Below are 24,582 nucleotides of genomic sequence, written 5' to 3'. Positions count from 1 at the left end.
CCATGGCCATCTCCATTAACAAGAAGCGTACGAACAAGAGCAAGGCTGCTGGTCGCAGCCGCCGCCAGCTTCGTATCCGCAAGCGCATCTCCGGTACTGCTGCCCGCCCCCGTCTGGTGGTCAACCGTTCCGCACGCCACGTATTTGTCCAGGTTGTCGACGACACCATTGGCCAGACCGTAGCAAGTGCGTCCACTCTGGAAGCCGACCTCCGTGCATTCGAAGGTGACAAGACTGCCAAGGCCAAGCGCGTTGGCGAGCTCGTTGCCGAACGTGCCAAGGCTGCCGGCGTCGAGGCTGTCGTGTTCGACCGTGGTGGTAACAAGTACCACGGCCGGATCGCCGCCGTCGCCGACGGTGCACGCGAAGGTGGGCTGTCACTGTGACCGAAGCAAACAAGGAAAAGGACACTGTGTCTGCAGATCAGAAGGCCCCAGAGGCCGCAGCTGCTGAGACCACTGCCCCCGCTGCCGAGGACCGCCGTGGTGGCGCCCGTCGCGGCGAGCGTGGCGACCGCGGCCAGGGCCGCGGCGACCGCGGTGGCCGTGGCGGCCGCGACGGTGGCCGTGAAGCCGAGAAGAACCAGTTCGTAGAGCGCGTTGTCACCATCAACCGCGTTTCCAAGGTGGTCAAGGGTGGTCGTCGCTTCAGCTTCACCGCACTGGTCGTCGTTGGTGACGGTAACGGCATGGTCGGCGTGGGCTACGGCAAGGCCAAGGAAGTTCCCGCTGCTATCGCCAAGGGCGTTGAAGAGGCCAAGAAGTCCTTCTTCCGCGTTCCCCGCGTTGGCAACACCATCCCTCACCGCGTTCAGGGTGAAGCCGCTGCCGGCGTCGTAATGCTGCGTCCGGCTTCCGCCGGTACCGGTGTTATCGCCGGTGGTCCGGTCCGTGCAGTACTGGAGTGCGTGGGCATCCACGACATCCTCTCCAAGTCGCTCGGCTCTTCCAACGCCATCAACATCGTGCACGCGACCGTTGACGCCCTGAAGCGCCTCGAAGAGCCGGCATCCGTGGCAGCACGCCGCGGCCTGCCGCTGGACGAGGTTGCCCCCCAGGCACTGGTGAAGGCTCTCCTCGCCCCGAAGGCAGGTGTCTAGTCATGGCTAAGAACCTGGTCCCCTCCGACGCTCAGTTGGAGATCACTCAGATCAAGTCCGCCATTGGCGGCAAGCAGAACCAGCGCGACACCCTGCGGTCCCTCGGCCTGAAGCGGATCGGACACACGGTTGTCCGCACCGCCGACGCCGTGACCGTTGGAATGCTCAACACGGTTCCGCACCTGGTAAAGGTAGAGGAGGCGAAGTAAATGGCAGAGAACACTGCTGATAAGGCACAGGCTGCTGAGAAGCAGAACGCCCTGAAGGTTCACCACCTGCGTCCCGCTCCGGGTGCCAAGACCGCCAAGACCCGTGTTGGTCGTGGTGAGGCATCCAAGGGTAAGACCGCCGGCCGTGGTACCAAGGGTACGGCTGCCCGCTACCAGGTGAAGGCTGGCTTTGCCGGCGGCCAGCTGCCGCTGCACATGCGCCTGCCCAAGCTGCGTGGCTTCAAGAACCCGTTCCGGGTCGAGTTCCAGGTTGTGAACCTGGACAAGCTCAACGAGCTGTTCCCGGAAGGTGGCGCAGTCACCGTGGAGAACCTGGTCGAAAAGGGTGCCGTTCGCAAGAACCAGCCCGTCAAGGTGCTGGGCACCGGCGACATCACCGTCAAGGTTGACGTCACCGCCCACGCATTCTCGGCCAGCGCCGCTGAAAAGATTGCTGCAGCAGGCGGAAGCACCACCGCCCTGTAAAGGACGGCGCCAGCTGTTGAACTCCCGGTATCCGCGGGCTTCGGCCCCGGATACCGGGAGTTTGCCATATCCGCCGGGCGAGTTTTTCCCGCCATCCGGCGCACACCCGCCGCTGCGGATTGTTCGCAGGGCGTATCCAACCGTTAGACTCGGTTGTCGGGATTTATCACAATCCGACACCCCACCCTTATTGACACCACAGGAGGACGCTTGCTTAGCGCATTTGGCCGGGCCTTTCGCACGCCTGATCTGCGACGCAAGTTGTTGTTCACGCTGGGAATCATCACCATCTTTCGCTTGGGTGCTTTCATTCCCTCGCCAGGTGTGAACTACCAGAATGTCCAGCAATGCTTGCACAATGGTCAGACGGCCGGCGGGCTGTACCAGCTCGTCAACCTCTTCAGCGGCGGCGCGTTGCTCCAGGTGTCCATCTTCGCCCTGGGCATCATGCCTTACATCACGGCGAGCATCATCGTCCAGCTCCTGCGGGTGGTCATTCCCCGGTTCCAGGAGCTCTATGACGAGGGCGCGTCGGGCCAGTCCAAGCTGACCCAGTACACCCGCTACCTCACCATCGCCCTGGGCCTGCTGAACGCCACCACCCTGGTGTCCCTGGCCCGCTCCGGGCAGTTGCTCCCCGGCTGCCAGCTGCCGATCATCCCGGACAGCAGCATCATCACCACCATCCTGATCATCATCACCTTGACGGCGGGCACCGGCCTGATCATGTGGATGGGCGAGCTCGTCACCGAGAAGGGCGTGGGCAACGGCATGTCGCTGCTCATCTTCACGTCCATCGCCGCCCAGTTCCCCACCTCGCTGGGTGCCATCTGGACCGCGCAGGGTCCCGGAACCTTCTTCATCGTGCTGGCCGTGGGCCTGCTGACGGTGGCCCTGGTGGTCTTCGTCGAACAGTCCCAGCGGCGCATTCCGGTGCAGTATGCAAAGAGGATGATCGGGCGCCGCACCGTGGGCGGAACCAGCACCTATATTCCCATCAAGGTGAACATGGCCGGTGTCATTCCGGTGATCTTCGCTTCCTCCATGCTCTACATTCCCGGGTTGATCGCGCAGTTCAACCAGCCCCGGAACGGCGAGCCAATGCCATCGTGGGTTGAATGGATCAACAACAACCTGACCCGCGGTGACCACCCGATCTATATGGCGGTTTACTTCGTCCTGATCGTGTTCTTCACCTACTTCTACGTCGCGATCACCTTCAACCCTGAAGAGGTCTCGGACAACATGAAGAAGTACGGCGGCTTCATTCCAGGTATCCGCGCCGGCCGGCCGACCGCGGATTACCTGCAGTACGTGCTTTCACGGATCACGCTGCCCGGCGCCCTCTACCTGGGTTTCGTGGCGCTGATTCCGCTGGTGGCACTGGTACTGATCAACGCAAACCAGAACTTCCCGTTCGGTGGCACCTCGATCCTGATCATGGTGGGCGTTGGATTGGAGACCGTAAAGCAGATTGATGCGCAGCTACAACAACGTCACTACGAAGGGCTTTTGCGATGACGAGAATGCTGATTATTGGACCTCCCGGTTCCGGAAAAGGAACGCAGGCGGAGCGGATTTCAGAACGCCTCGGCGTTGTGGCCATCTCCACCGGCGACATCTTCCGTGCGAACGTGAAGGGCGAAACCCCGCTCGGCCTCGAGGCCAAGAAGTACATGGACAACGGTGACTTCGTTCCGGACAGCGTGACCAACAAGATGGTCCGCGACCGCCTGGGCGAGTCCGACGTCGAAAACGGCTTCCTGCTGGACGGCTACCCGCGCACCACTGCGCAGGTGGACTACCTTGACGAGATCCTCGCCGACGGCGACGAGAAGCTCGACGTGGTCCTCCAGCTCACCGCCGACGACGAGGAACTGGTGCACCGCCTCCTGGGCCGGGCCAAGGAAACGGGCCGGAGCGACGACAACGAAGCCGTCATCCGCCACCGCCTGGATCTGTACCACCAGCAGACCGAAGCCGTGGTGGCGAAGTACGCCGAGCGTGGCATCCTCACCCGGCTTGACGGGATCGGTCCCATCGACGAAGTAACCAACCGCGTGATGCAGGCCATCAAGGCCGCACAGGCAGCCTGATATCTAAGGCGCCCGGTTTATCGAGGCTCCCCCCGGCATCCGGGGGGAGCCTCAGCCATTTGAAAGGAAACACCATGGCCTTCGGCCAGCCCCGGATCGAATTCAAGAACAACGCCCAAATGCGCACCATGCACGAGGCGGGCCTGGTCCTCAGCCGCGCGCTGGACGCCGCCGTTGCCGCGGCGGTGCCGGGCGCTACCACCAAGCACCTGGACGACGTCTTCGCCGCCGTCCTGAACGAGGCGGGCGCCAAGTCCAACTTCCTGGGCTACCACGGCTTCCCGGCCACCATCTGCACGTCCGTCAACGAGGAAGTCGTGCACGGCATCCCGGGCGCCCGGGTGCTCCAGGACGGCGACATCATCTCGATCGACGGCGGCGCGATTGTGGACGGCTGGCACTCGGACTCCGCCCGCACGGTGATTGTGGGGACCGCCGATCCCGAGGACCAGCGGCTTTCCGACGTCACCCAGGCTGCCATGTGGCGGGGGATCGCCGCGCTGGCCACCGGCAAGCACGTGGGGGACGTTGGCGCTGCCATCGACGATTACGTCTCCTCCGTCCCCGGCAAGCCGCTGGGCATCCTGGAGGACTACGTGGGGCACGGCATCGGCTCCGAGATGCACATGGCGCCGGACGTCCTGAACTACCGCACCAGCCACCGCGGCCCCAAGATCAAGCCGGGCCTGTGCCTTGCCATTGAACCCATGCTGGTCCGTGGCGGCATCGAGACGGCTGTCCTGGAGGATGACTGGACTGTGGTCACCACCGACGGCAAGCGGTCCTGCCAGTGGGAGCACTCGGTGGCTGTGCACGAGAAGGGCATTTGGGTGCTGTCAGCGCCCGACGGCGGCGCGGAGCACCTGGTGCCCCTCGGCGTCACCCCGGTGCCGATCCCGTAAGGGACGCGCACGCTCGCCTGCCGCACGGAAAAGCCCTGGCGACCCCTGAATACAGGGGTCGCCAGGGCTTTTGCGTGTCGACTGCGCCTTAGGCCGTAGGCCCTAGTCCCTAGGCCTTCAGCTTCGGCTTTACGTCGTGGTCGTAGATGCCCTGCAGGGTGCTCTTGAGGTCCGTCATGGTGGACTTGACGTCGCCCTGCTGGGTGAGGATCTTGGCGGCGGCCTTGGCCATCTCCTGGTCCGCGCCCGGCAGGAATACGCGTGCGTTGTCCTGGACCTTGGTGACGGCGAGCTGGTCAACTGCCGTCTTGATCTGCGGTGTCTTGGCCAGGACGGCGGACATGTCCGCCGACTTGCGGATGGGCATGTAACCCGTGGCGGCGGAGAACTCGACGGTGCTCTCGGGCTGGGTGACGAAGTCCAGGAACATCCCGGCGGCGAGCTGTTCCTCTTTGGTGATCCCGCTGGGGATGCCCAGGCCTGCGCCACCAGTGGGGCAGACGTTGGTGGTGGCTTTGGGGCCGCCCGGCAGGAAACCGACACCGACGTTGAACTTGGCCGACTTCAGGATCCCCAGCAGCGAGCCGGTGGAGGCAATGGTGGCTGAGGTCAGCCCGGCCGAGAAATCGTCCGCTGCTTCCTTGGAGGACACTCCCGCCCACTTGTCCTTGAAGATCGAGTCCTGCGCCCACTGCAGTGCGGCCACTGATTCGGGGGAGTCACAGGTGATGTCCCAGTCCTTGGACCAGCCGCCGCCCCAGCCCCACAGCATGTTCTGCAGGGTCCAGCCCGCATAGCCTGCAAGGGCCGGGTAGATGTAGGCGTACTGGGCGCCGGAGCTGGCCTTCAGCTTGGGGGCCCACTGGCCGAACTCATCCCAGGTCTTGGGTGCGCGGTCCGGTATGCCAGCAGCGGCAAAGTGGTCCTTGTTGTAGTAGAACAGCGGCGTGGAGCGGCCGTAGGGGAGTGCCCAGTGCTTTCCGTCGTACTTGTAGTCATCCACCAGTGACTGCTGGAAGTCGTCCATCTTCATGTTCAGCTGCTTGGTGAGGCTGTCCACCGGGATGATGCTGCCGTTGGTGTAGTAGCGGAACCACCACACGTCCGAGAGGACCACGACGCCCGGGAGGCCGGACTTGGCCGCCTGCGCCGTCTGGAACTTCTGGGCGATTTCCTCGTAGTTGGCGCCGGCCGTCACCAGGTTGACCGTGATGCCGGGGTTCTTTGCCTGGAACTTCTCGATCAGGCTCTTCTCCACGTCCTGCGACTGGCCGGGGTGGCTGGACCAGAAGTCGATCTTGGCCGCAGGCTTCACGCCGCTGAAGTCGATGTCGGCAGCCTGGGTGGTTGCCTGGCCGCCGCCGGTGGTTGAGGGTCCGCCGCATGCGGCCAGGGCAGCGGCGGAGGCGGTCAGCCCTGCCAGGCCCAGGAAATGCCTCCGGTCCAGATGAAGTGTCATGACAGTTCCTTTCGGTTGTTGCCTTTGGAAGTTTGGAATTCGAGGGTGTGAAAGTACGACGGCGGCCGGCTGCTTAGCCGGTCACGCTGCCCTGGGTGAGGCCCGCCACGATGTAGCGCTGCAGGGCCGCGAAGATGATCAGGATGGGGACGATGACCAGGACCGCGCCGGCCATGAGGACACCCCAGCCGGCGGCGTTGCTCTCGCTGTTCTGGAGGAGGGTCAGGCCCACCGGCAACGTCATGGTTTCCGGCCGGTCCGTGATGATCAGTGGCCAGATGTAGTCATTCCATTCGGTCACGATCGTCACCAGCGCCACCGTGGCGATGGACGGCACCGAGACGGGGACCACGATCTGCCACAGCCGGCGCCAGTGGCCGGCACCGTCCATCTCGGCCGACTCCAGGATGGAATTGGGCAGGGTCCGGAAGTGCTGGCGCAGCAGGAAGGTGCCGAAGGCCGTGCCTAGGCCGGGCAAAATGATGCCCCACAAAGTGTTCTTTCCACCGATCCCCGCGATCAGGATGAAGTTGGGCAGGATGGAAACCTGCGGGGGCACCATGAGGGCCACCAGGATCAGCACGAAGATAAAGTTCCGGAACGGGAAGCGGACAAACACCAGGGCATACGCGGTCAGGATTGCCAGGATGACTTTGATGGTGGCCCCGGCCAGGGTGACGATGGTGCTGTTCAGGAAGAACTGCGCAAACGGGACCGTGGTCATGGCGGTCCGGTAGTTGTCCAGGTTCAGGCTCTCCGGCAGGATCTTCAGGTCTGTGGTGACGATCTCGCCGGACTGCTTGAAGGAGCTGAGCACCATCCACAGCAGGGGCAGGAACACCACCAGCGTCGCGATGAGCAGGGGCAGGTAGCCGCCCACGATTGTCTGGATGAGGTTGCGGCGCGACAACGGCCGGTCGCGGCCGAGGTCCGGGGCGGGTCCGGGAACGGCAGGAGCAGCGGGGTCCGGGTCCACCGGAGACAGGGAGGTCACGAGTAGTGCACCTTTCGTTCCACAAACCGCAGCTGGAGCACGGTGATTACCAGGAGGATGGCGAACAGGACCACGGAAATGGCTGCCGAGTAGCCGGCCCTGTTGTAGGCGCCGAAGGCCTGGAGGTAGGCCTCGTAGATCAGCGTGCTGGTGCCTGTGCCCAGCGGAGTCATGATCCGGATCAGGTCGAAGGCCTGCAGGGAGCTGAGCATGGTGGTGATCAGCAGGAAGAACGTGGTGGGGGACAGCAACGGCAGCGAGATCGCCATGAAGCGGCGGAAACCGTTGGCGCCGTCAAGGGAGGCAGCTTCCATGACTTCCTTGGGAAGGGACTGCAGCCCAGCCAGGTACACCACGGCGCAGTAGCCCAGGTTCTTCCATACGTAGACCAGGATCACCATGACCAGGGAGAGCTGGGGATCGTTGATCCACTGCGGGCTTTGCTGCCCTAAGCCCCGCAGCAGCCAGGCAAGGACCCCATAGCCGGGGTCGAAGATGAACAGCCAGACCAGGCCCACGCCGACTCCGGAGAGCACATAGGGGGCAAAGACGGCGGAGCGGGCGAAGGTGGTGCCGCGGACTTTCGCATTCAGTGCCAGCGCGACCAGCAGGCCCAGCACCATGGAGCCGCCCACGGTAACCAGCGTGAAGACCGCCGTGGTACCCAGGACCTTGGGCGCATCGCTGCTGCTGAAGAAGGTCACGTAGTTGTCCAGGCCCACCACCGTGGCGGTGGGGGAGCCCAGGGTCCAGTCCAGGGTCGAGTAATACATGTTGCTCAACAGCGGACGGTAGGTGAAGACGGCGATCAGCACCAGGTTGGGCAGCGCCATGGCAAGGAAAACGAAGAAGTCGCGACGGCTCCGGGCGGTCCATCGCCTGCGGGGTATCTTGGCGGTACCGGCCCCCGGGTCAGCGGGCCTGGTGGAGGGTCGTGGGGAGAGTTGACGTGTCATGCGGATCTCTCACGGGTTTCGGAGCCAGCTGTGGCCGGTCTCGCGGGTAAGGGGAATCAAGCTATTACTTCACCACATTGTTGGTGGGCGAAACCCCTGGAAAAGCCCTTCTCCTCCAATAGTTAACAAAGGCTTCGTTGCCCATTAACCCTGTGTTGTTTGCAGTCTCGCATAAAGTTCGCCGATGCGGCAGGGGCACGCCAGCGGAGGGACAATGGGGGGCATGGGAACCATTGCCGACGTACCGGGTATCTGTGTGGGGCATGTGCAGAACGACGCTGACGGCTGGTTGACAGGTGTCACGGTGGTCCTTGCGCCGCAGGGCACCGTGGGCTCGGTGGATGTCCAAGGCGGCGGACCGGCCACGCACGAAACCGATGCGCTGGACCCCACTACCCTGGTCAGCAAGGTGGATGCGGTAGTGCTCACGGGCGGCAGCGCCTACGGCCTCGCGTCCGCCGCCGGTGCCCAGCGATGGTGTGAGGAGCACGGCCGCGGATTTCCGGTCCCCGGCGGGGTGGTGGCCATCGTCCCCGCCGCCGCCATCTTCGACCTCGGCAGGGGCGGCGACTTTTCCGCACGCCCGACGCCGGACATGGGCTACGCTGCAGCCGCCGCCGCTGCCGCACAAAAGGAAGGGCGCGACGTCGGACGCGGCAACGTGGGTGCCGGCACCGGAGCGCTCATCGGCAGGGGGCAGTTCAAGGGTGGCGTGGGAACCGCATCGGTCACCATGGAGAACGGGGTGGTAGTCGGAGCCCTCGCCGTAGTCAACGCGTTGGGCCTGCCGCTGGGGTCAGCTGCGCCGGACCCGGCCGGCCGCGCTGATCCCGCGCCACTGAACACCACCCTTGTCGTGGTGGCCACGAATGCCGTTCTTGACGTGGCCGAATGTAAAAGGACTGCCTCGGCCTCCCATGCCGGGATCGCGCGGGCGTTAAATCCTTCCCATACGCTTGCCGATGGGGATACTGTTTTTTGCCTTGCAACCGGGACCTTGGGACTCGACCGTTCGGACGAGGCTGCCCGGCAGCTCAGCCTCATTACCCTGCAAAGCGCGGCAGCCGACGTCGTACGTTTGGCGATCCTTGACGGCGTTGCCAGCGCGGAAGGCATCATCACTCCTGCCGGTGAATATGGTGCATACCGCACCGCGTAGGCTACTATGGCCGATTTAACTTTTACCGGCCAAGAGGGTAGTGTTGTTTGTTGGTTGTCTGGACTGCCACGCCCTTTTGGGCCTGGAGCCGGCAATCGATCCAACAAAAACGTTCGTGGTCATGCCCGGTGCAATCCGGCGGGGCTGCGGCAACAACAGTTAGCGGAGGGTATGGCCAAGAAGGACGGGGTCATTGAGATCGAAGGCGTTGTGACCGAGGCGCTGCCTAACGCGATGTTTCGCGTTGAGCTCACCAACAAGCACATCGTTCTGGCACACATCTCTGGAAAGATGCGTCAGCACTACATCCGAATCCTCCCCGAGGACCGCGTAGTGGTGGAGCTGAGCCCGTACGACCTCACCCGTGGTCGTATCGTCTACCGCTACAAGTAAATTGCTGGGCGGCGTCAGTTCGAACTGGCGGCCGCTCCAGTTGACCAAACTGCTACACGCAAAGGAATGCCATGAAGGTCAAGCCGAGCGTCAAGCAGATCTGCGAAAAGTGCAAAGTGATCCGCCGTAATGGCCGGGTCATGGTGATCTGCGAGAACCCGCGCCACAAGCAGCGCCAGGGCTAATTTCCTTCCCTGAAGGAAATCCTGGGTTGCTAACCCACGCAAGTAAATAAAGGCAGCACAAGCTGATCTGGAACATTGAGCTCGAAAGAGTCCGGACAGCTAACCCCCGGTCGGAGGCTGGGGCCGCACGGACCGTGCGGGTGTACTGCCTACGACCTCCGGTTTATCAAGGAGTACTGCCACTATGGCTCGTCTCGCTGGCGTAGACATTCCCCGCGAAAAGCGGCTGGAAATTGCGCTTACTTACATCTACGGCGTGGGCAAGACCCGTGCACACGAAACCCTGGCTGCCACGGGCATCAGCGCTGACGTTCGCGTCAAGGACCTGACTGACGCCCAGCTGGTTGAGCTGCGTGACTACATTGAAGGCAACTACAAGGTTGAGGGTGACCTTCGCCGCGAAGTAGCAGCTGACATCCGCCGCAAGGTTGAAATCGGCAGCTACGAAGGCCTGCGCCACCGCAAGGGCCTGCCCGTACGCGGTCAGCGTACGAAGACCAACGCACGTACCCGCAAGGGCCCGAAGCGTACCGTCGCCGGCAAGAAGAAGGCCCGCTAAAAATCCCGTCCGGGATTTTTGACGGAGCTTTCCCCAATAACTTTCTGTAGGAGAAAAAATGCCCCCGAAGACTCGTGGCGCGGTTCGCAAGCCGCGTAAGAAGGACAAGAAGAATATCGCGCTTGGCCAGGCGCACATCAAGAGCACCTTTAACAACACCATCGTTTCCATCACGGATCCGACCGGCGCTGTTATTTCCTGGGCTTCCTCTGGCGAGGTTGGCTTCAAGGGCTCGCGCAAGTCCACCCCGTTCGCTGCCCAGATGGCTGCCGAAGCCGCTGCCAAGCGTGCGCAGGAGCACGGCATGCGCAAGGTAGACGTTTTCGTCAAGGGACCGGGTTCCGGACGCGAAACCGCCATCCGTTCGCTGCAGGCCGCTGGCCTCGAGGTTGGCTCCATCCAGGACGTCACCCCCGCAGCCCACAACGGCTGCCGCCCGCCGAAGCGCCGCCGCGTCTAATTCTTTCCGTAGCAGGAGCTTGCCCGGACCAGCGATGGTCCGGGCAAGCCCAGCGCGTTAAGTCTTCAGACCGAATTTCCACCACCTGTGTTGCGTCATATAGCGGATGCTCGCCGAAAGGAAACCTAAGTGCTCATTGCACAGCGCCCCACCCTCTCCGAAGAGGTAGTCTCCGAAAACCGTTCGCGTTTCGTCATTGAACCGCTGGAACCGGGCTTCGGCTACACCCTCGGAAACTCCCTCCGCCGTACCCTGCTCTCCTCCATCCCCGGTGCTGCCGTAACCAGCATCCGGATCGATGGTGTGCTGCACGAGTTCACCACGGTTCCGGGTGTCAAGGAAGATGTCACCGAGATCATCCTGAACATCAAGAACCTGTCGGTTTCCTCCGAGCACGACGAGCCCGTCGTTGCCTACCTGCGCAAGCAGGGCCCCGGAGTCGTCACCGCCGCGGACATCGCTCCGCCGGCCGGCGTCGAATTCCACAACCCGGATCTGCACATCGCCACGCTGAACTCGAAGGGCAAGTTCGAACTCGAGCTCACCATCGAGCGCGGCCGCGGCTACGTTTCGGCAGCTCAGAACAAGTCCGGCGACGCAGAGATCGGCCGCATCCCGGTCGACTCCATCTACTCGCCGGTGCTGAAGGTTACTTTCCGCGTGGAAGCAACCCGTGTTGAGCAGCGCACCGACTTCGACAAGCTGATTGTCGACGTCGAGACCAAGCAGGCCATCGCCCCGCGCGATGCCGTAGCTTCCGCAGGCACCACCCTGGTGGAACTGTTCGGTCTGGCCCGTGAGCTGAACACCGCAGCTGAAGGTATCGAGATCGGCCCCTCGCCCACCGACGCTGCCCTGGCAGCGGACATGGCACTGCCGATCGAGGATCTGGACCTCACCGTCCGTTCCTACAACTGCCTCAAGCGTGAGGGCATCCACACCGTGGGTGAACTCGTTGCCCGCTCCGAGGCTGACCTGATGGACATCCGCAACTTCGGTGCCAAGTCCATTGACGAGGTCAAGGCAAAGCTGGTTGAACTGGGCCTGTCCCTCAAGGACTCGCCTCCCGGTTTTGACCTCGCAGCACGCGCCGCAGCAATCGAAGAGGACGACGCCGCCTTCGGCGACGACGAACTCTAAACCAGACCTTGGCCGGCGGGCAGCACCATGGTGTGCCGCCCACGGCTTCCACATGAGGAGAAACAATTATGCCTACCCCCACTAAGGGTCCGCGCCTCGGAGGCGGCCCGGCTCACGAGCGCCTCATGCTCGCGAACCTGGCAGCATCCCTGTTCGAGCACAAGCGGATCACCACCACGGTCACCAAGGCCAAGCGCCTGAAGCCGTACGCAGAGCGCCTGGTGACCTTCGCCAAGCGTGGCGACCTCGCTTCCCGCCGCCGCGTGCTCGGCCTGATCAGCAACAAGGGCGTCGTCCACGAGCTGTTCACCGACATCGCGCAGGCAGTGGAGAACCGCGACGGCGGCTACACCCGCATCACCAAGATCGGCAACCGCAAGGGCGACAACGCTCCTATGGCTGTCATCGAACTGGTCCTCGAGCCGGTTTCCGCCAAGCAGGCCGTCGTAGCCGAGGCTACCCAGGCTGCTGCCAAGGCTGCTCCGGCCGCCGAGGAAGCTCCCGTTGAAGAGGCTCCGGCCGCTGAGGAAGCTGCTGCAACCGAAGAGGCACCTGCTGCTGAGGAAGCTGCAACCGAAGAGGCACCCGCCGCTGAGGAAGCTGCCGAAGCTCCCGCAGCCGAGGAGAAGGACGCGAAGTAATTCGCTGATTTCCTTCGCATAGACTTAGGTCTGTGAACCACCAAAAACCCGCGGCCCCCGTTCCAGGGGGCGGCGGGTTTTTGCGTATCCGGCTCGATCTTTCCTACGACGGCGGCCCGTTCAGCGGGTGGGCAGTGCAGCCAGGGCTGCGGACCGTCCAAGGCGTCCTGGAGGAGGCGATCCAGCTCCTGGTGCGCCGGGCGGTGCGGGTCACCGTTGCCGGCCGCACCGACGCTGGCGTCCACGCGCGTGGCCAAGTGGTCCATCTGGACCTCACTGAAGCCGAGTGGCTGGGACTGCCGCGCGGGCACGAGCTGGATCCCGCCGTCGCCATGCTGCGCAGGCTCCGCGGAGCCTTGAACCGTGCCCTGGGGGACCTGCCCGGGGCTGTCGAGGTGCATGCGGTTACGCTTGCTCCCGAAGGTTTCGATGCCCGTTTCTCCGCCCTCTGGCGGCGGTACAGCTACCGCATCGCGGACGGACCGGCCCTGTGGGATCCGCTGGAGCGGTACTTCACCCTGTGGCATAAGAACCCATTGGATGTTGAGCTGCTCAACCAGGGGGCGTCGCAGCTGCTGGGCCTGCAGAACTTCCTGTCCTTCTGCAAGCCGCGCGAAGGGGCCACTACCATCCGCGAGCTGCAGCGCTTTGAGTTCCGGCGCGGCGAGGACGGCGTCATCGTAGCCACCGTCCAGGCTGATGCGTTCTGCCACAACATGGTCCGCGCGCTGATCGGCTCAGCCCTGTACGTGGGGGAGGGAGCCGTGGAGCCGGGCTGGTTGTACGAGCGGCTCCTCCTGCAAAAGCGGGACGCGAAGTCCGTCCTTGCCGCCCCGCATCCCCTGGTGCTGGAGGAAGTGGCGTACCCTTCGGAAGGCGAACTGCTCGCCCGCGCCGAGCAAACCCGGGCTGTCCGCGATTCGCCGGCCGCCCCCTAGCCTCACAGGTTCGGCCAGGGCACCCTGCGGGACCGACTCATCGACTGCGCCCCACCGGCTCCCAGCCCTCGCAAGCTCGGGCCGGGGCCCTCGCCGGCGTTGGCCCGCTGCCGTTTTCGGCGCTCAAAACGACAGTTACTCAACAATGGAAGGTCCTAGAATGCCGGTGGAGGACCTTCTGCCGGCAGCGTCACCGTGAAGGTGCTGCCCTGGCCCTCGCCGCTCTCGCACATGATGCTGCCCCCATGCCGCTCCACGATCATTCGGGTGATGGAAAGTCCCAGCCCTGCCCCCGGAATGGCTGCCCTCCGGGCAGATTCGGACCGGAAGAAGCGGTTGAAGGCCTTCGCGGCGTCCTCGGTGGACATACCCATCCCGGTGTCCGTAACGCTCAGCCGGACCCACTGATTGTCTGCCCGGGCGCTGATACTGACCCTGCCGCCGTCGGGGGAGTACTTGATGGCATTGGACACCAGGTTGTCCAGCACCTGTCCGATCCGCAAGGGATCGGCGTAGGCCCACAGCGGTGACGGGACGTCCGCGGCGATCTCCACATGGGACCGTTCGGCCGAGGCCTGGGCGGAGCTCAGGCTGGTCTCCACCAGGCTGGCCAGGTCCGTGCGCTTGGGGTGGACGTTCAGCGTGGCGGAGGCGGAGGTGGTGAGGTCGGCCACCATGTCCAGCAGCCGTTCAGCGTTGCGCTGCACCACCAGCAGGCGCCGGGTGATGTGGGGAGGCAGGAGTTCGGCGTCGTCCAGCACAAGGTCCATATTCCCCACGATCGAGTTCAGGGGGTTCTTGAATTCGTGCGAGACGTTGGAGACCAGTTCCTGGTTGGCAGCAAGGGACTCCACCCAGCCGGTCACGTCGCTGTAAACCACGACTGCGCCCGTGAGGCGGCCACCTTCGCTGACCAGCGGGCGCGCGGCGGTGGACACGGCGCGCTGGTCCGGGCCTTCGCCCGCCCAAACCAGGTAGTCGGCGAAGGACTCCCCGGCCATGGCCCTGCTGATGGGGCGCCGGTCCGGCGGAAGAAGGGTGACGCGGTCCTGGCCAAAGATGAGCTGGTGTCCCTGCCCGGGAATGGCCTCATCGGCGCCTGTGGCGCGGCGGAAGTTGCGCTGCCTGCTGTTGGAGACCAGGAAGTGCCCGGAGCGGTCGACGGCGGCAATACCTACGTCCGTAGCGTCCAGCACGGTTTCAAGAAGCTTCTCCCGTTCCCGGCTGGCGGCCAGAAGGTCCCGGAGTTCCCGGTCCTTGTCCGCCAATTCAGCCTGCTGCTGGCGGAGGCTCACGCTGGCGAAGCGGATGGCCAGCGACACGGCGAGCATCATGAGGGGAAACAGGACTGCGCTGGTGATGTCCCCGGCGGTGACGGCAGGGAAGTCTTCGGCCACTGAGGGAAGCATGATCAGCAGGGGGCCCAGGAAGCTGAGCACCAGGCTGCTGCGGGCCAGCATGCCGGAGGCAGAGAGCCAGATGACCGGGAAAACCACCAGCACTGCCAGGCCCGGCAGGAGGGGCGCCGCCCCGTTGCGCAGGAGCCCGATGGCGACGAAATCCAGGACCGGAATCAGCAAATATGGGCGGTGGGCCAGACGTTCCCACGGGACCAGGAAGCAGCCAAGGAACAGGATGGCGTGCAGGACGATCCCGGCCAGGTAGAGCGGGCTGTGGGTGAGGGAAGGCCACGCAAAGGGGGTGGCAACGGCAATTGCGGCCACAAGGAGGGAAAGGGGGAGCTGGCACAAAACCACCTGGGCGCGCGTCCCCAGCCGGCGGAAGATGCGGCCGGGTCCACGGCGGAACAACGGCTCGGCCATGTTTTTGACTCGTACCCCTTTGCGTCTGGAAAGTAAGCGCTGCCAAGGTTATCCATTACCCAGTAGTTGCCCCGGACAACCAGCGTTTCCTTCGGATATTGCACATGTCTTGTCATAATAATTGACTTTTCAATTTCCGGGGCAGATTGGGGTGTCATCAGCCCGGCTTACTAGTAGCGTATAAATGGTTGGAGCGGGAGTGGCATTGGCGCTGGGCCAATGGGGGGCCATCTCCGCCTGGCGCAGGGATAGTAATGGACGATCTTGGTGTAGCTGTAGTCATCGAAGATGATGCCGATGTGCGTAACCTCCTTGAAGGAGTGCTGACGCAGGCAGGCTTCGAAGTGCATACAGCAGTTGATGGGCGCTCCGGGGTTGAGGTGGTTCGCGGCAAGCAAGCCAACGTTGTGACGCTGGATATCGGTTTGCCGGATATTGACGGGTTTGAGGTTCTGCGGAGGATCCGGAATTTCAGCAACGCCTATGTGGTGATGCTGACCGGCCGGACTGATGAACCTGACCTGCTGTCGGCGCTCAATGCCGGGGCGGACGATTACATTGCCAAACCTTTCCGCCCCAGGGAACTGCGGGCGCGGGTGGCGGCGATGATGCGCAGGCCCCGCCATGAAGCGGACGGGCAGGAACCGTCTCCTGCACAGCGGGGACCAGGGCAGGCGCCTGCGGCCCACCATCCCGAACCCGGGGTCCTTCAGCACAACGGTCTCCTGCTGAACCACCGCACCCGCACGGTGGAAGTCAAGGGTGAACCGCTGGGCCTGACGCGCAGCGAGTTCGACCTGCTCCACGTGCTGCTGAAGGGCGGGGGCGCGGTGTGCACCAGGGCGGACCTGGTGCGCGCGGTCCGCGGTGATTTCTACGACCGGGACACCTACATCAGCGAGGCCGACGAGCGTGCCGTGGAGGTCCATGTGGGAAACCTGCGGCGCAAACTCAAGGAAGACCAGCTGTCGCCGCGGTGGCTGCAGACAGTCCGCGGTGTGGGCTACCGCCTGGCGCCGCGGCGTCCGGACGACGCTTAGGGGCTGCCCCCTTACGGCGCACACGTTCCTTCTGCCGTGCCGCTGGCCGTTTCCAGGATGTACGTCGCCTGCAGTTCGGAAACAGTCAGGGCGCCGTCCTGGGCTATATCCGCCATCATGGCCTGGCTCCGGGCGAAGTCGCCCTGCCGGATCAGGCCTTCGAGGAGTTCGGCGAGCCGGGCCAGCCGTATGCCGCCCACCATGGCGGAGCTGATCTTGAGGCTGATGACAGCGTCCAGGGCGGAGGCTTCATCCTCGCTGTCCACGGCTGTTCCCAGCCGGGCCAGGCGGACGTCCCACATGGCGGCGTAGTCGCGGGCGAAGCGGCGGGCCAGTCCGGATCCTGCGAGTTCGTCTTCCAGTTCATCCAGTACGGCAGCATCAATGAGCGGCAAAAGTCCGGCCGCTTCCAGGGAATGGGCCTTGCCTGGGTCCGGAGTTGGCGGGGCTGGCAGAGTGACCCCGGGGAGCGGTGAGTCCGCAGCGGGGCTCTTTCCGCTGGTGCCGGGATCTGGACTGTGCATTGTTCAAGGCTACTTCCTGGAAATCCTTCGCGGTTCAATTTCTGCTCATTCTGTGTAAACCTTGAGGCAACCTTGCCGCCCCCCTGCGTATCCCTTACTGGCCGCTGAAGGTCATCACCGTGTTGATGACGGCCGGTCCCAGAATGGCGATGAAGAGGACCGGGAAGATGAAGAACAGCAGCGGGAAGAGGATCATGACGGGAAGCTTCATGGCCTTTTCTTCAGCGCGTTGGCGCCGTTTGACGCGCATGACCTTGGCCTGGACGCGCAGCACCCGGCTGATGGCGATGCCGTAGGTATCGGCCTGCACCACGGCCTGCACAAAGCTGCGCAGTTCCGGGATGTTGGTCCGTTCGGCCAGGGCGATGTAGGACTCCCTGCGGCTGCGTCCCACCTGCATGTCCTGCAGCGTGCGGACCAGTTCCTCCGCGAGCGGACCCTTGCCGTTCTCGCCTGCCCGGGCCATGGCCCCTTCGAATCCCAGCCCGGCTTCCACCGAAATCAGCATCTGGTCCAGCGTGTTGGCGAGTTCCAGCTGCATGGCCTTCTGCCGCTCCTGGCCTTTGCTGTACAGGAGCAGGTCCGGAATGAAGTAGCCCAGGACCAGGACGAAGAGTCCCGCGAGTTTCATGATCGGTGAGCTGCCGATGGAGGTCAGGTAGAGTCCAACGGCCGCACCCGCTAGACCAAGGCCGAGCTTCGATCCGAGTACCTTGCCCAGCGGCATGGAGGCGGGGCGGCCGGCAAGGGACAGCAGCCGGTCGAGGAAGGCCACGTACGCCGGGGGAGTAAGCCGCCGGCTGATTCCTTCCAGCAGGCCGGCCTTGGAAGCGGGGGCGGCGGTAGCGGGCGGGGCGCCGCGGGAGAGCAACTCGGTCACAGCGAGGCGCCCCTGTTTGTCCACGGTGAGCACGGACCAGGCCAGCAACCCCACAGGTACACACACCAGCAGCACGGCGAGCAAAACGGTCAGGTTCATGGCGTCCTCAGAACTTCAGGTCAATGATCTTGCGCATCCACAGCGCGCCGATGGTCATGAGGACGAAGGAGGCGCCGATCATCACCCAGCCCAGCGGATGGGTGAACATCGCGTTCATGTAGTTGGGGCTTGCAGTCAGCAGCATGGCCACGATGCCGAACGGCATGGCGATCAGGATGTAGGCGGAGAACTTGCCTTCCGCGGCCAGGGCCTTGATGTGGCCCTTGATTTCGGCGCGTTCGCGGATCGTTTCGTTCACCTGGTCCAGTACCTCGGCCAGGTTGCCGCCCACCTCGCGGTTGATCTGGATGGCCTGGGAGATCCAGACGAAGTCCTCGTTCTTCATCCTGTCCGCCGTGTCGTTGAGGGCGGCCAACAGGTCGCGGCCCAGGCTGGTTTCGGTAATGACCCGCCGCATCTCCTCGGACGTTGGCTTTTGGGACTCGGCGGCAGCGGCGTCGATGGCGCGCAGGATGCTGTGGCCGGCCCGCAGGCCCCCCGAGAGCAGCTGCAGCGTGTCGCCCAGCTGGCTGTCGAAGGCGGCGCGGCGCTTGCCGGCCAGGAAACCGAGGACGAGTTTGCCCACGAACGGTGCCAGCAGGGCCAGCAGCAGTCCCATCACGGGACCCACGGTGACCACACCCACCAGCAGTCCCACGCACGCGCCGATGCCCACGAGCAGGAAGAATTCGGCCTGGCTGAGGCGGAGGCCGGCGTGTTCCAGTTCCGCGCGGGAAAACAGTCTGACGTTCCGGCCGCCGAGGACACGTTCGAAGGACCTCACCCCGGACAGCGCCAGGCGGGAGAGCGAGGACGGAGGCTCGGGTTCGAATGGACGACGGCGCTCCAGCGGCACCGAGGGTGCGCCGGGAAGAAGAACGGCCACACCGAGGAGGCAGATGGCTGCCAGGAGGATGACGCTTCCGAGGGCGATGAGCATGGCCGCGTCCCTACTTGCCGCCGGGCGTCAGTGATCCGGCGAATACCGCGGGAGAGACATGGATACCCAGGTCCTCGAACCGGTCGATGAAGCGGGGCCGGATCCCCGTGGCGACTGGCCGCCCGAGGAAGCGCCCCTGTGCGTCAACGCCTGCGGAGTAGTCGAAGACGAAGGCGTCCTGGAGGGTAACAATGTCGCCTTCCATGCCCTGTACCTCGGTGACGTGGGTGATGCGGCGGGAGCCGTCGCGGAGCCGGGATATCTGGACGATGAGGTTCACTGCGGAGGCGATCTGCTCGCGGATGGCGCGCAGCGGAAGGTCCATGCCGGCCATCAGCACCAGGGTTTCGAGGCGGGCCACCGCGTCGCGGGGAGAGTTGGAGTGGACGGTGGAGAGGGAGCCGTCGTGGCCGGTGTTCATGGCCTGGAGCATGTCCAGTGATTCCCCGCCGCGGACCTCGCCCACCACAATGCGGTCCGGCCGCATGCGGAGGGAGTTGCGGAGGAGCTCGCGGATGGTGACCTCACCCTTGCCCTCGGTGTTGGGCGGCCGGCTTTCGAGCCGGACCACGTGTTCCTGCTGGATCTGCAGTTCCACCGCGTCCTCGATGGTGACAATGCGTTCGTCATGCGGCAGGAAGGAGGAGAGGACGTTGAGGAGCGTGGTCTTGCCCGTGCCGGTACCGCCGGAGACGATGATGTTGAGCTTGGCTTTGACGCAGGCATTCAGCAGTTCGGCCATTTCGGGGGTCAGCGTGCCGAAGTCGATGAGGTTGCGGACCGTCAGCGGTGTCTTGCTGAACTTTCGGATGGTGAGGGATGAGCCGCCCACGGCCAGTGGCGGGATGACCGCGTTGACGCGCGAGCCGTCCTCCAATCGTGCGTCCACCAGCGGAGATGACTCATCAATGCGGCGTCCCACCTTGGACACGATCCGCTCGATGACCTTGCGCAGGTGCTCCTCAGAGCCGAACCGCGACTCCGTCAGCGTGAGCTTGCCTTTGCGTTCCACATAGATCTGGTCCATGCGGTTGACCATGATCTCGGTGACCGCGGGATCGTCCAGCAGACGCTGGAGCGGGCCGTAACCCAGCACGTCGTCGGCGACGTCCTGGACCAGGCGGGCGCGTTCCTCTGGCGTCAGCGGCACCTGTTCGGCGTCGACGATGCGGGTGAGTTCCTCCTTGGCGGTGCTCCGCAGTTCCTGCTCGGTGACGGCGGCGTCGTTGAAGCGGGTCCCCATGCGCTCAAACAGTGCGGTGGCCGCCCTGTCCTTCATGGCTGCGAAGACGTCCACCTTGGGTGCCGGGGGCACCTGCTGGGGGCCGGCGTCGTGCGTTGAATGCACGACGGCGGCGTGCGCGGGAAGGTGCCGCTCCGCGCTGTCCGCCGGGGCCGGCGAGGGCGCCGGGAGGGGCGCGTCGAGCAGCGCCGTGCCAGCACCGGTTGCCGGGGTCCGGTTCTGGACCGCGTTGATGCGTTCGGAGAGTTTCATCAGATAACCACCCTTCGGTGAAGCTTCCGCTGGGCCTGTGTGCGCCATGCCGGGTTGAAGCGCTCCACCAGCTGGCGGAGGCTTTTGACGGCGGGGTCTTTCTTGGATTCCTGCAGGAGGGGTATCCCGCGGTTGGTGGACAGGGCCACGGCGCGGGAGCGGGGGACGCTGACGTCCACGGGCGCGCCGATGGTCGATTCGACGTCCTGCACGTTCAGGCCGGTTTTGGTGTCCGCCATGTTGAGGACCACATGGCGGGATTCGGGCATGATCTCCAGCTGGCGGAGCACCTCCAGACCGGAGCGCAGGCCGCGGAGGCTGGGTATGTCCATGGCGCTGACCCAGACCACGTCCGTACACTGTTCCATGGCGGCGAGGCCGATTTCCGGCATGCCGGGGGCGGTGTCGATCACTACGTACTGGAACTCCTGCGCGAGCTGTTCGAGCAGGCGGCTGACCTGGTCCGGGGTGATGTGGTCCGCGTCCACGGGGTTGGGCGGCGCGCACAATGCGTAGATCCCGGCAGGATGCACGGTGAGGAAAGCCTTGAGGACCAGGGAGTCCTGTGCGGCGGCCGGGGTGACAGCGTCCGTCACGGTGTGCTGCGGGTTGAGGTAGAGGCCGGAGGCGACGTCGCCGAACTGCAGGTCCAGGTCCACGATCACCACGCTCATGGGTGCGATCTGGCCCAGGCCGATGGCGATGTTGGTGGCCAGGGTGGTTTTGCCGACGCCGCCCTTGGGGGAGAAGACGCCGATGACCACACCCTTGGTGTTTGCTTCGGCCTGCTGTGATTCCGGGCTGCGGTGCCTGGTGGCGAAGGACTGGCAGGCGCGTTCCAGCAGCACCCTGATTTCGGCGGCGTCCGCCTGCGGGCTGAGGATGTCGCGGATGCCGGCCCGCATGGCGTGGAGGAGGAAGGACGGGTCCACGTCGCTGACCAGGACCAGGCTGAGGCCCGGGAGCTGGACGTCGAAGACTTTCGCGAACCGCAATACCTCTTCATAGGGGACGTCCGGGCCGATGATCAGCACCTCGGGCTGCTCCTGGTTGAGGAGGCCGAACAGTTCCGCCGGGCCTGCGGGGAGGATGTCACTGGCGATGGTTTGGACGGTGCCGCGCAGGCCGTTGGCGACGGCGGCCCGCAGCTTCTGGTCGAACTCGGCGTTGGGGGAGAGGAGGACGAAGCGGCTCACTTGTACACCGTGTCCTTCCTGGCGATGAAGCCGCCGTTGTCCTGGGCGTCGAGGGGCTCCTTGGTGAGCCAGAGGTCGCCGTTATTGGAGGAGTAGATGATCTTTGTGGCGTCGATGTCGTTGACCGCCACGGTGACCATGAATGATCCCTGCGGGAGGGTGGTGTCCTGGGGATTGGTACCGTCGGTCGGCTTAGGGGTTGGTTGCGGGGCCCGCTGAACCGCGGTGACGAGGACCTTGCGAAGGGTGAGCTGGGTAGTCGACTCTCCTGCTTTTGCCTTGTCTGGAGCAAAGCTGAACCCGATACCAACATGGTCACCGGCCTCGATTCGGCCGCCCACCACGCGTTTGGCCTCAAGTTCGAAGGTGATTTCCTGCAGTCCAGCCGGAACCTTGACGGCGCCGCTGGTCTTGGCATCCGTTGGGGCGACGAGGCGTTCGGCGAGGAGCTGCTCACCAGGGACGAGGTCTACGGCGGCCACCTTGCCGGCCGAATCATCGAGGTTCTTTAGGGCGGTTTTCGAAACAGCGGTGGCGGGAACCTGCTGGACTGCCACCGAGGCCCTCACGATATCGAGGGACGAACCTGCCGGGACAGCCTTGGTAACCACCAGTACGTCAGTTGGATCCATGTCCTTCATGGCCCGCTGATCGGCACCTTGGGCGTAGGTGACGATGAGGACCGCTCCGATGATGGCCAGCACTACGGCTGATACACCGGCCAACATACGAGACTTCACTGAATGCTCCTGTTGCTTTCAAACCACTTGATGGTGCGGGGCTAGCTGCTGAGGGCGACGACGGTAGTGCCGTCCGGATTCACAGGGCCCAGGGTGTACCCATTGGCCAAGGAGACGTATTTGACGAAGGTTCCAATGATCCCTCTGCAGGGTTCACGACACTCCAGCGCTGCAGGTACATCCGGCGTCCTGTTGCGGAACGTGTATGGCAGGCCTGTCGGACCGAACTTCCAACCGGCAACCTTGAAGGCGGCGAAGGTAGTGAGCCCAAAGATGGCATTGGTTCCGGTACCGGTGACAGCATTGAAGATGGGGATCAGCACAATGACGTCTTTTCCGGCCGTCATGTTCGCCGCCCACGAGTTAAGGAGCGTGTCGCAATAGGGCGGGGGATTGTTGCCGGTGTCGCCTCCGGCAGTGCTTTTTGAGATGTCGATCGTTGCACCACAGGAATTAGGGTCCTGCTTGAGTCCGCCGAAGCCGCCGTCCACTGCAGCACCGGAGGGTCCGTAGTTGCAGGAGGGGTTGGCTCCTGTTCCATGCATCTGCAGAAGTTGCATGACTCCGTATTGGCCGCGGACCTGGCAAATCGAAATGGTGATGGGGAAGGCGGCCAGACCTTTAGTTGGGCTGCCCCACTGGACGGACGCGGGCGCGTTGACCTCCGCGGTGTTCAGTCCCAAGGCGCGGGCGAAGAAGAGGGAGACCTGATTTGGGGTGTGGCCTGCTTCCTGGGATGCTACGGAAACCGTCACAGTACGATTAGTCTTGTCCAGAACCACGGACTTGACGTTGCTGAGGCTGTCGTTGGCGTTGTTGTTCGCCAGATTCGCCGCCAACGTTGATGTGGTCGAGCAGTCCGGATCTGTCAGGTTGCTGGCGCACTTTTGGGCAATTGCCAGGGCGGCGGCGTCGGCTCCGTTGTGCAGTTGGGTGCGTTCCGCGTACATCATCGCCACGTCTACAGCCATGGCACCAAAGCCCAGGAGGACCACCAGCATCATTGCGACGATGACGCTAACGGCGCCTCGTTCGCCGCGGAGTTTCAGCCTCCGCACAGCATGGCTCCTTGGCCAGTCATCGAGAAAGGTCCCGCTATCCCAGTGAGTGTGGACAAGGTGTACGTGATGGTTATTGACATACGGTTGCCTGTCGCGCAGGTCGTCGTGCCCGTATCGAGGTTTTTGAAGGTGATGTTTGAACCAGCGAGAGCGGGATTTAGCGAGACAGCCGTGTTTTCGGCTGCTGCCCGAGACGCCCCCGGATCATTGGTGATAGCCATTACCCGGACCCCCTCACGGGCCGCGGCCGAAAGCGATGCCTGGGCGTTGTAGGCCCGGCTGAATTCCATGATGCCAAGGAGCAGCGTGATGAGGACAGGCACGACGATGGCGAACTCAACGGCCGCCGCCCCGCGTTCTGATGGCCTCGGCATCTGCTGCCTTTCTTTCGAGTCTCTAATGCGATGCATCGATTTTTAGACGTGAAACAGTTTGTGCGGTGCAGTTGAGCTGCACCGCACAACAGCCGGGCGTAATGTGCCTCGGATCTTGCTGCTTTAGCGGGCGGGCTTCAGAGATTGGCCGTCACACTTGTAAACATCGAGTTGAGCTGGCCGCCCAGGGTGGTTACAGCGACGATGATGACGACTGCGATGAGTCCGACCATGATGCCGTATTCGACAGCTGTTGCGCCCTTTTCGTCGTGGAGGCGGTTCTTGATGTCGATGCCGAGGGTCTGAAGGGTGGCGATGAGAGAAAGCATTATGAACTCCTGAGCGAGTAAGTTTGGCTGGCCCTGCACCAGCACTAAAACGAAGTTAGCAAGGCTTGATGCGGTGTTGACCGGGTCTTACAGGAGCCTGTGGAAAGCCTTTTCAAGGTGCACCTTTCCTGCGGGACTACCCGGCAAGCCCTGCGAAACCGGAAGGCCTGCAGATTGGGAAGGCGAAGCCGGAACCAGGAATGGACGTGTTGTTTGCTGTGTCCGCTCTTGTTGCGGTCACGCCGGCCTGCGCCCTGGGGATTCGTCGCCTGGACCGTGCCCGGGAACCTGAGCTGTTTCTTTGGTGAGGGCCCTGCGCAAGTGTAGGCGCTCACGGCAACAGCCGCTCCGCTCGGGTCACTTCCACAAGACGGCTTCCGGCGACGTTGGGCAGACAGTCCCAGC

The 24,582-nt window shown here is 63.9% G+C and carries 29 protein-coding genes; 16 read left to right on the top strand and 13 right to left on the bottom strand.

Going from position 1 to position 24,582, the window contains the following annotated elements; all coding sequences use genetic code 11:
• The first annotated feature begins 2 nt into the window (after window positions 1-2).
• The 7 genes from rplR to map all read left to right on the top strand — a co-directional run bounded on the left by rplR (window position 3) and on the right by map (window position 4,792).
• The gene (gene rplR / locus AB0313_RS04625) at window positions 3-386 is read left to right on the top strand and encodes a 50S ribosomal protein L18 (RefSeq protein ID WP_141942669.1); all 384 of its coding nucleotides are present in this window, start codon (window positions 3-5) and stop codon (window positions 384-386) included.
• Entirely contained in the window at window positions 383-1,099 is a 717-nt protein-coding gene (rpsE, locus tag AB0313_RS04620; RefSeq protein ID WP_141942667.1) for a 30S ribosomal protein S5, read from the top strand. Before rplR ends, rpsE begins: the two co-directional genes overlap by 4 nt.
• 2 nt (window positions 1,100-1,101) lie before the next feature.
• Window positions 1,102-1,308, top strand: coding sequence for a 50S ribosomal protein L30 (rpmD, locus tag AB0313_RS04615; RefSeq protein ID WP_009358731.1), 207 nt, complete (start codon window positions 1,102-1,104; stop codon window positions 1,306-1,308).
• Window positions 1,309-1,794 carry a 50S ribosomal protein L15 gene (gene rplO, locus AB0313_RS04610; protein ID WP_013601817.1) on the top strand — a complete coding sequence of 162 codons (486 nt, stop codon included), beginning with the start codon at window positions 1,309-1,311 and terminating at the stop codon, window positions 1,792-1,794.
• A 210-nt stretch (window positions 1,795-2,004) separates the two neighbouring features.
• The gene (secY, locus tag AB0313_RS04605) at window positions 2,005-3,315 is read left to right on the top strand and encodes a preprotein translocase subunit SecY (protein WP_331324681.1); all 1,311 of its coding nucleotides are present in this window, start codon (window positions 2,005-2,007) and stop codon (window positions 3,313-3,315) included.
• A 5-nt stretch (window positions 3,316-3,320) separates the two neighbouring features.
• Window positions 3,321-3,890: an adenylate kinase gene (locus tag AB0313_RS04600; protein WP_366304252.1), complete on the top strand. Its 570-nt coding sequence runs from the start codon at window positions 3,321-3,323 to the stop codon at window positions 3,888-3,890.
• Between the two features lie 74 nt (window positions 3,891-3,964).
• The gene (gene map, locus AB0313_RS04595; protein ID WP_366303921.1) at window positions 3,965-4,792 is read left to right on the top strand and encodes a type I methionyl aminopeptidase; all 828 of its coding nucleotides are present in this window, start codon (window positions 3,965-3,967) and stop codon (window positions 4,790-4,792) included.
• Window positions 4,793-4,901: 109 nt separating this feature from the next.
• Here map and AB0313_RS04590 read toward each other — a convergent pair whose 3' ends face one another.
• The 3 genes from AB0313_RS04590 to AB0313_RS04580 all read right to left on the bottom strand — a co-directional run bounded on the left by AB0313_RS04590 (window position 4,902) and on the right by AB0313_RS04580 (window position 8,201).
• Window positions 4,902-6,251: an ABC transporter substrate-binding protein gene (locus AB0313_RS04590; protein WP_366303919.1), complete on the bottom strand. Its 1,350-nt coding sequence runs from the start codon at window positions 6,249-6,251 to the stop codon at window positions 4,902-4,904.
• A 73-nt stretch (window positions 6,252-6,324) separates the two neighbouring features.
• Window positions 6,325-7,245, bottom strand: a complete 921-nt coding sequence (locus AB0313_RS04585; RefSeq protein ID WP_307304328.1) for a carbohydrate ABC transporter permease — start codon at window positions 7,243-7,245, stop codon at window positions 6,325-6,327.
• Window positions 7,242-8,201: a sugar ABC transporter permease gene (locus AB0313_RS04580; protein ID WP_186338483.1), complete on the bottom strand. Its 960-nt coding sequence runs from the start codon at window positions 8,199-8,201 to the stop codon at window positions 7,242-7,244. The genes AB0313_RS04585 and AB0313_RS04580 overlap by 4 nt, the downstream gene beginning before the upstream one ends.
• A 223-nt stretch (window positions 8,202-8,424) precedes the next feature.
• On the opposite strand from AB0313_RS04580, the gene AB0313_RS04575 reads away from it, so the two are divergent.
• The 8 genes from AB0313_RS04575 to truA all read left to right on the top strand — a co-directional run bounded on the left by AB0313_RS04575 (window position 8,425) and on the right by truA (window position 13,676).
• The gene (locus AB0313_RS04575) at window positions 8,425-9,360 is read left to right on the top strand and encodes a P1 family peptidase (protein ID WP_366303916.1); all 936 of its coding nucleotides are present in this window, start codon (window positions 8,425-8,427) and stop codon (window positions 9,358-9,360) included.
• A 171-nt stretch (window positions 9,361-9,531) separates the two neighbouring features.
• Window positions 9,532-9,753, top strand: a complete 222-nt coding sequence (gene infA / locus AB0313_RS04570; RefSeq protein ID WP_009358723.1) for a translation initiation factor IF-1 — start codon at window positions 9,532-9,534, stop codon at window positions 9,751-9,753.
• A 71-nt stretch (window positions 9,754-9,824) separates the two neighbouring features.
• On the top strand, window positions 9,825-9,938 hold the full coding sequence (gene rpmJ, locus AB0313_RS04565; protein ID WP_009358722.1) for a 50S ribosomal protein L36: 114 nt from the start codon (window positions 9,825-9,827) through the stop codon (window positions 9,936-9,938).
• A gap of 184 nt (window positions 9,939-10,122) precedes the next feature.
• A complete protein-coding gene (rpsM, locus tag AB0313_RS04560) occupies window positions 10,123-10,497 on the top strand; it encodes a 30S ribosomal protein S13 (RefSeq protein WP_003803743.1) in 375 nt (124 codons plus the stop codon).
• 58 nt (window positions 10,498-10,555) lie between these two features.
• Window positions 10,556-10,957: a 30S ribosomal protein S11 gene (gene rpsK / locus AB0313_RS04555; protein ID WP_009358720.1), complete on the top strand. Its 402-nt coding sequence runs from the start codon at window positions 10,556-10,558 to the stop codon at window positions 10,955-10,957.
• A 129-nt stretch (window positions 10,958-11,086) separates the two neighbouring features.
• Window positions 11,087-12,097, top strand: a complete 1,011-nt coding sequence (locus AB0313_RS04550; protein ID WP_009358719.1) for a DNA-directed RNA polymerase subunit alpha — start codon at window positions 11,087-11,089, stop codon at window positions 12,095-12,097.
• A 68-nt stretch (window positions 12,098-12,165) separates the two neighbouring features.
• Window positions 12,166-12,738 carry a 50S ribosomal protein L17 gene (gene rplQ, locus AB0313_RS04545; protein ID WP_307304319.1) on the top strand — a complete coding sequence of 191 codons (573 nt, stop codon included), beginning with the start codon at window positions 12,166-12,168 and terminating at the stop codon, window positions 12,736-12,738.
• A gap of 32 nt (window positions 12,739-12,770) precedes the next feature.
• Window positions 12,771-13,676 carry a tRNA pseudouridine(38-40) synthase TruA gene (truA, locus tag AB0313_RS04540; RefSeq protein WP_366303913.1) on the top strand — a complete coding sequence of 302 codons (906 nt, stop codon included), beginning with the start codon at window positions 12,771-12,773 and terminating at the stop codon, window positions 13,674-13,676.
• Between the two features lie 155 nt (window positions 13,677-13,831).
• Here the strand turns inward: truA and AB0313_RS04535 are convergent, their stop codons facing one another.
• Window positions 13,832-15,499 (bottom strand): sensor histidine kinase, encoded by a 1,668-nt coding sequence (locus AB0313_RS04535; protein ID WP_141942650.1) that lies wholly within the window; start codon window positions 15,497-15,499, stop codon window positions 13,832-13,834.
• 254 nt (window positions 15,500-15,753) lie between these two features.
• On the opposite strand from AB0313_RS04535, the gene AB0313_RS04530 reads away from it, so the two are divergent.
• The gene (locus AB0313_RS04530; RefSeq protein ID WP_141942648.1) at window positions 15,754-16,539 is read left to right on the top strand and encodes a response regulator transcription factor; all 786 of its coding nucleotides are present in this window, start codon (window positions 15,754-15,756) and stop codon (window positions 16,537-16,539) included.
• Between the two features lie 11 nt (window positions 16,540-16,550).
• Here the strand turns inward: AB0313_RS04530 and AB0313_RS04525 are convergent, their stop codons facing one another.
• From AB0313_RS04525 to AB0313_RS04485, 9 genes are all read right to left on the bottom strand, one after another.
• On the bottom strand, window positions 16,551-17,063 hold the full coding sequence (locus tag AB0313_RS04525; RefSeq protein ID WP_366303910.1) for an Hpt domain-containing protein: 513 nt from the start codon (window positions 17,061-17,063) through the stop codon (window positions 16,551-16,553).
• 94 nt (window positions 17,064-17,157) lie between these two features.
• Window positions 17,158-18,042, bottom strand: coding sequence for a type II secretion system F family protein (locus AB0313_RS04520; protein ID WP_366303908.1), 885 nt, complete (start codon window positions 18,040-18,042; stop codon window positions 17,158-17,160).
• A 7-nt stretch (window positions 18,043-18,049) separates the two neighbouring features.
• The gene (locus tag AB0313_RS04515; RefSeq protein WP_366303906.1) at window positions 18,050-18,982 is read right to left on the bottom strand and encodes a type II secretion system F family protein; all 933 of its coding nucleotides are present in this window, start codon (window positions 18,980-18,982) and stop codon (window positions 18,050-18,052) included.
• A 10-nt stretch (window positions 18,983-18,992) separates the two neighbouring features.
• Window positions 18,993-20,477 carry a CpaF family protein gene (locus AB0313_RS04510; RefSeq protein ID WP_366303904.1) on the bottom strand — a complete coding sequence of 495 codons (1,485 nt, stop codon included), beginning with the start codon at window positions 20,475-20,477 and terminating at the stop codon, window positions 18,993-18,995.
• Entirely contained in the window at window positions 20,477-21,673 is a 1,197-nt protein-coding gene (locus AB0313_RS04505) for an AAA family ATPase (RefSeq protein WP_366303902.1), read from the bottom strand. Before AB0313_RS04505 ends, AB0313_RS04510 begins: the two co-directional genes overlap by 1 nt.
• Complete coding sequence (gene cpaB, locus AB0313_RS04500; protein ID WP_366303900.1) at window positions 21,670-22,413, bottom strand: Flp pilus assembly protein CpaB; 744 nt, start codon at window positions 22,411-22,413, stop codon at window positions 21,670-21,672. Before cpaB ends, AB0313_RS04505 begins: the two co-directional genes overlap by 4 nt.
• A 41-nt stretch (window positions 22,414-22,454) precedes the next feature.
• Window positions 22,455-23,471 carry a pilus assembly protein TadG-related protein gene (locus AB0313_RS04495; protein WP_366303898.1) on the bottom strand — a complete coding sequence of 339 codons (1,017 nt, stop codon included), beginning with the start codon at window positions 23,469-23,471 and terminating at the stop codon, window positions 22,455-22,457.
• A complete protein-coding gene (locus AB0313_RS04490; RefSeq protein ID WP_366303896.1) occupies window positions 23,459-23,848 on the bottom strand; it encodes a TadE/TadG family type IV pilus assembly protein in 390 nt (129 codons plus the stop codon). Before AB0313_RS04490 ends, AB0313_RS04495 begins: the two co-directional genes overlap by 13 nt.
• Before the next feature lie 137 nt (window positions 23,849-23,985).
• Window positions 23,986-24,177 (bottom strand): Flp family type IVb pilin, encoded by a 192-nt coding sequence (locus tag AB0313_RS04485; RefSeq protein WP_366303894.1) that lies wholly within the window; start codon window positions 24,175-24,177, stop codon window positions 23,986-23,988.
• Window positions 24,178-24,582 lie beyond the last annotated feature (405 nt).

Source organism: Pseudarthrobacter sp. NPDC080039, assembly GCF_040702335.1.
GTDB classification, from domain to species: Bacteria; Actinomycetota; Actinomycetes; order Actinomycetales; family Micrococcaceae; genus Arthrobacter; species Arthrobacter enclensis_A.
This window is presented reverse-complemented; position numbering and strand designations above follow the sequence as displayed.

Excerpts from the sequence above, each read along its gene's own strand:
- rpmJ (WP_009358722.1), top strand. The coding sequence starts at position 9,825 with ATGAAGGTCAAGCCGAGCGTCAAGCAGATCTGCGAAAAGTGCAAAGTG.
- AB0313_RS04600 (WP_366304252.1), top strand. The coding sequence starts at position 3,321 with ATGCTGATTATTGGACCTCCCGGTTCCGGAAAAGGAACGCAGGCGGAG.
- rpsK (WP_009358720.1), top strand. The coding sequence starts at position 10,556 with ATGCCCCCGAAGACTCGTGGCGCGGTTCGCAAGCCGCGTAAGAAGGAC.
- AB0313_RS04510 (WP_366303904.1), bottom strand. The coding sequence starts at position 20,477 with ATGAAACTCTCCGAACGCATCAACGCGGTCCAGAACCGGACCCCGGCA.
- rpsM (WP_003803743.1), top strand. The coding sequence starts at position 10,123 with ATGGCTCGTCTCGCTGGCGTAGACATTCCCCGCGAAAAGCGGCTGGAA.
- AB0313_RS04485 (WP_366303894.1), bottom strand. The coding sequence starts at position 24,177 with ATGCTTTCTCTCATCGCCACCCTTCAGACCCTCGGCATCGACATCAAG.
- rplQ (WP_307304319.1), top strand. The coding sequence starts at position 12,166 with ATGCCTACCCCCACTAAGGGTCCGCGCCTCGGAGGCGGCCCGGCTCAC.
- AB0313_RS04525 (WP_366303910.1), bottom strand. The coding sequence starts at position 17,063 with ATGCACAGTCCAGATCCCGGCACCAGCGGAAAGAGCCCCGCTGCGGAC.
- AB0313_RS04520 (WP_366303908.1), bottom strand. The coding sequence starts at position 18,042 with ATGAACCTGACCGTTTTGCTCGCCGTGCTGCTGGTGTGTGTACCTGTG.
- rplO (WP_013601817.1), top strand. The coding sequence starts at position 1,309 with ATGGCAGAGAACACTGCTGATAAGGCACAGGCTGCTGAGAAGCAGAAC.
- map (WP_366303921.1), top strand. The coding sequence starts at position 3,965 with ATGGCCTTCGGCCAGCCCCGGATCGAATTCAAGAACAACGCCCAAATG.
- infA (WP_009358723.1), top strand. The coding sequence starts at position 9,532 with ATGGCCAAGAAGGACGGGGTCATTGAGATCGAAGGCGTTGTGACCGAG.
- AB0313_RS04575 (WP_366303916.1), top strand. The coding sequence starts at position 8,425 with ATGGGAACCATTGCCGACGTACCGGGTATCTGTGTGGGGCATGTGCAG.
- AB0313_RS04490 (WP_366303896.1), bottom strand. The coding sequence starts at position 23,848 with ATGCCGAGGCCATCAGAACGCGGGGCGGCGGCCGTTGAGTTCGCCATC.
- AB0313_RS04580 (WP_186338483.1), bottom strand. The coding sequence starts at position 8,201 with ATGACACGTCAACTCTCCCCACGACCCTCCACCAGGCCCGCTGACCCG.
- AB0313_RS04590 (WP_366303919.1), bottom strand. The coding sequence starts at position 6,251 with ATGACACTTCATCTGGACCGGAGGCATTTCCTGGGCCTGGCAGGGCTG.
- AB0313_RS04535 (WP_141942650.1), bottom strand. The coding sequence starts at position 15,499 with ATGGCCGAGCCGTTGTTCCGCCGTGGACCCGGCCGCATCTTCCGCCGG.
- AB0313_RS04515 (WP_366303906.1), bottom strand. The coding sequence starts at position 18,982 with ATGCTCATCGCCCTCGGAAGCGTCATCCTCCTGGCAGCCATCTGCCTC.
- rpmD (WP_009358731.1), top strand. The coding sequence starts at position 1,102 with ATGGCTAAGAACCTGGTCCCCTCCGACGCTCAGTTGGAGATCACTCAG.
- AB0313_RS04530 (WP_141942648.1), top strand. The coding sequence starts at position 15,754 with ATGGACGATCTTGGTGTAGCTGTAGTCATCGAAGATGATGCCGATGTG.
- rplR (WP_141942669.1), top strand. The coding sequence starts at position 3 with ATGGCCATCTCCATTAACAAGAAGCGTACGAACAAGAGCAAGGCTGCT.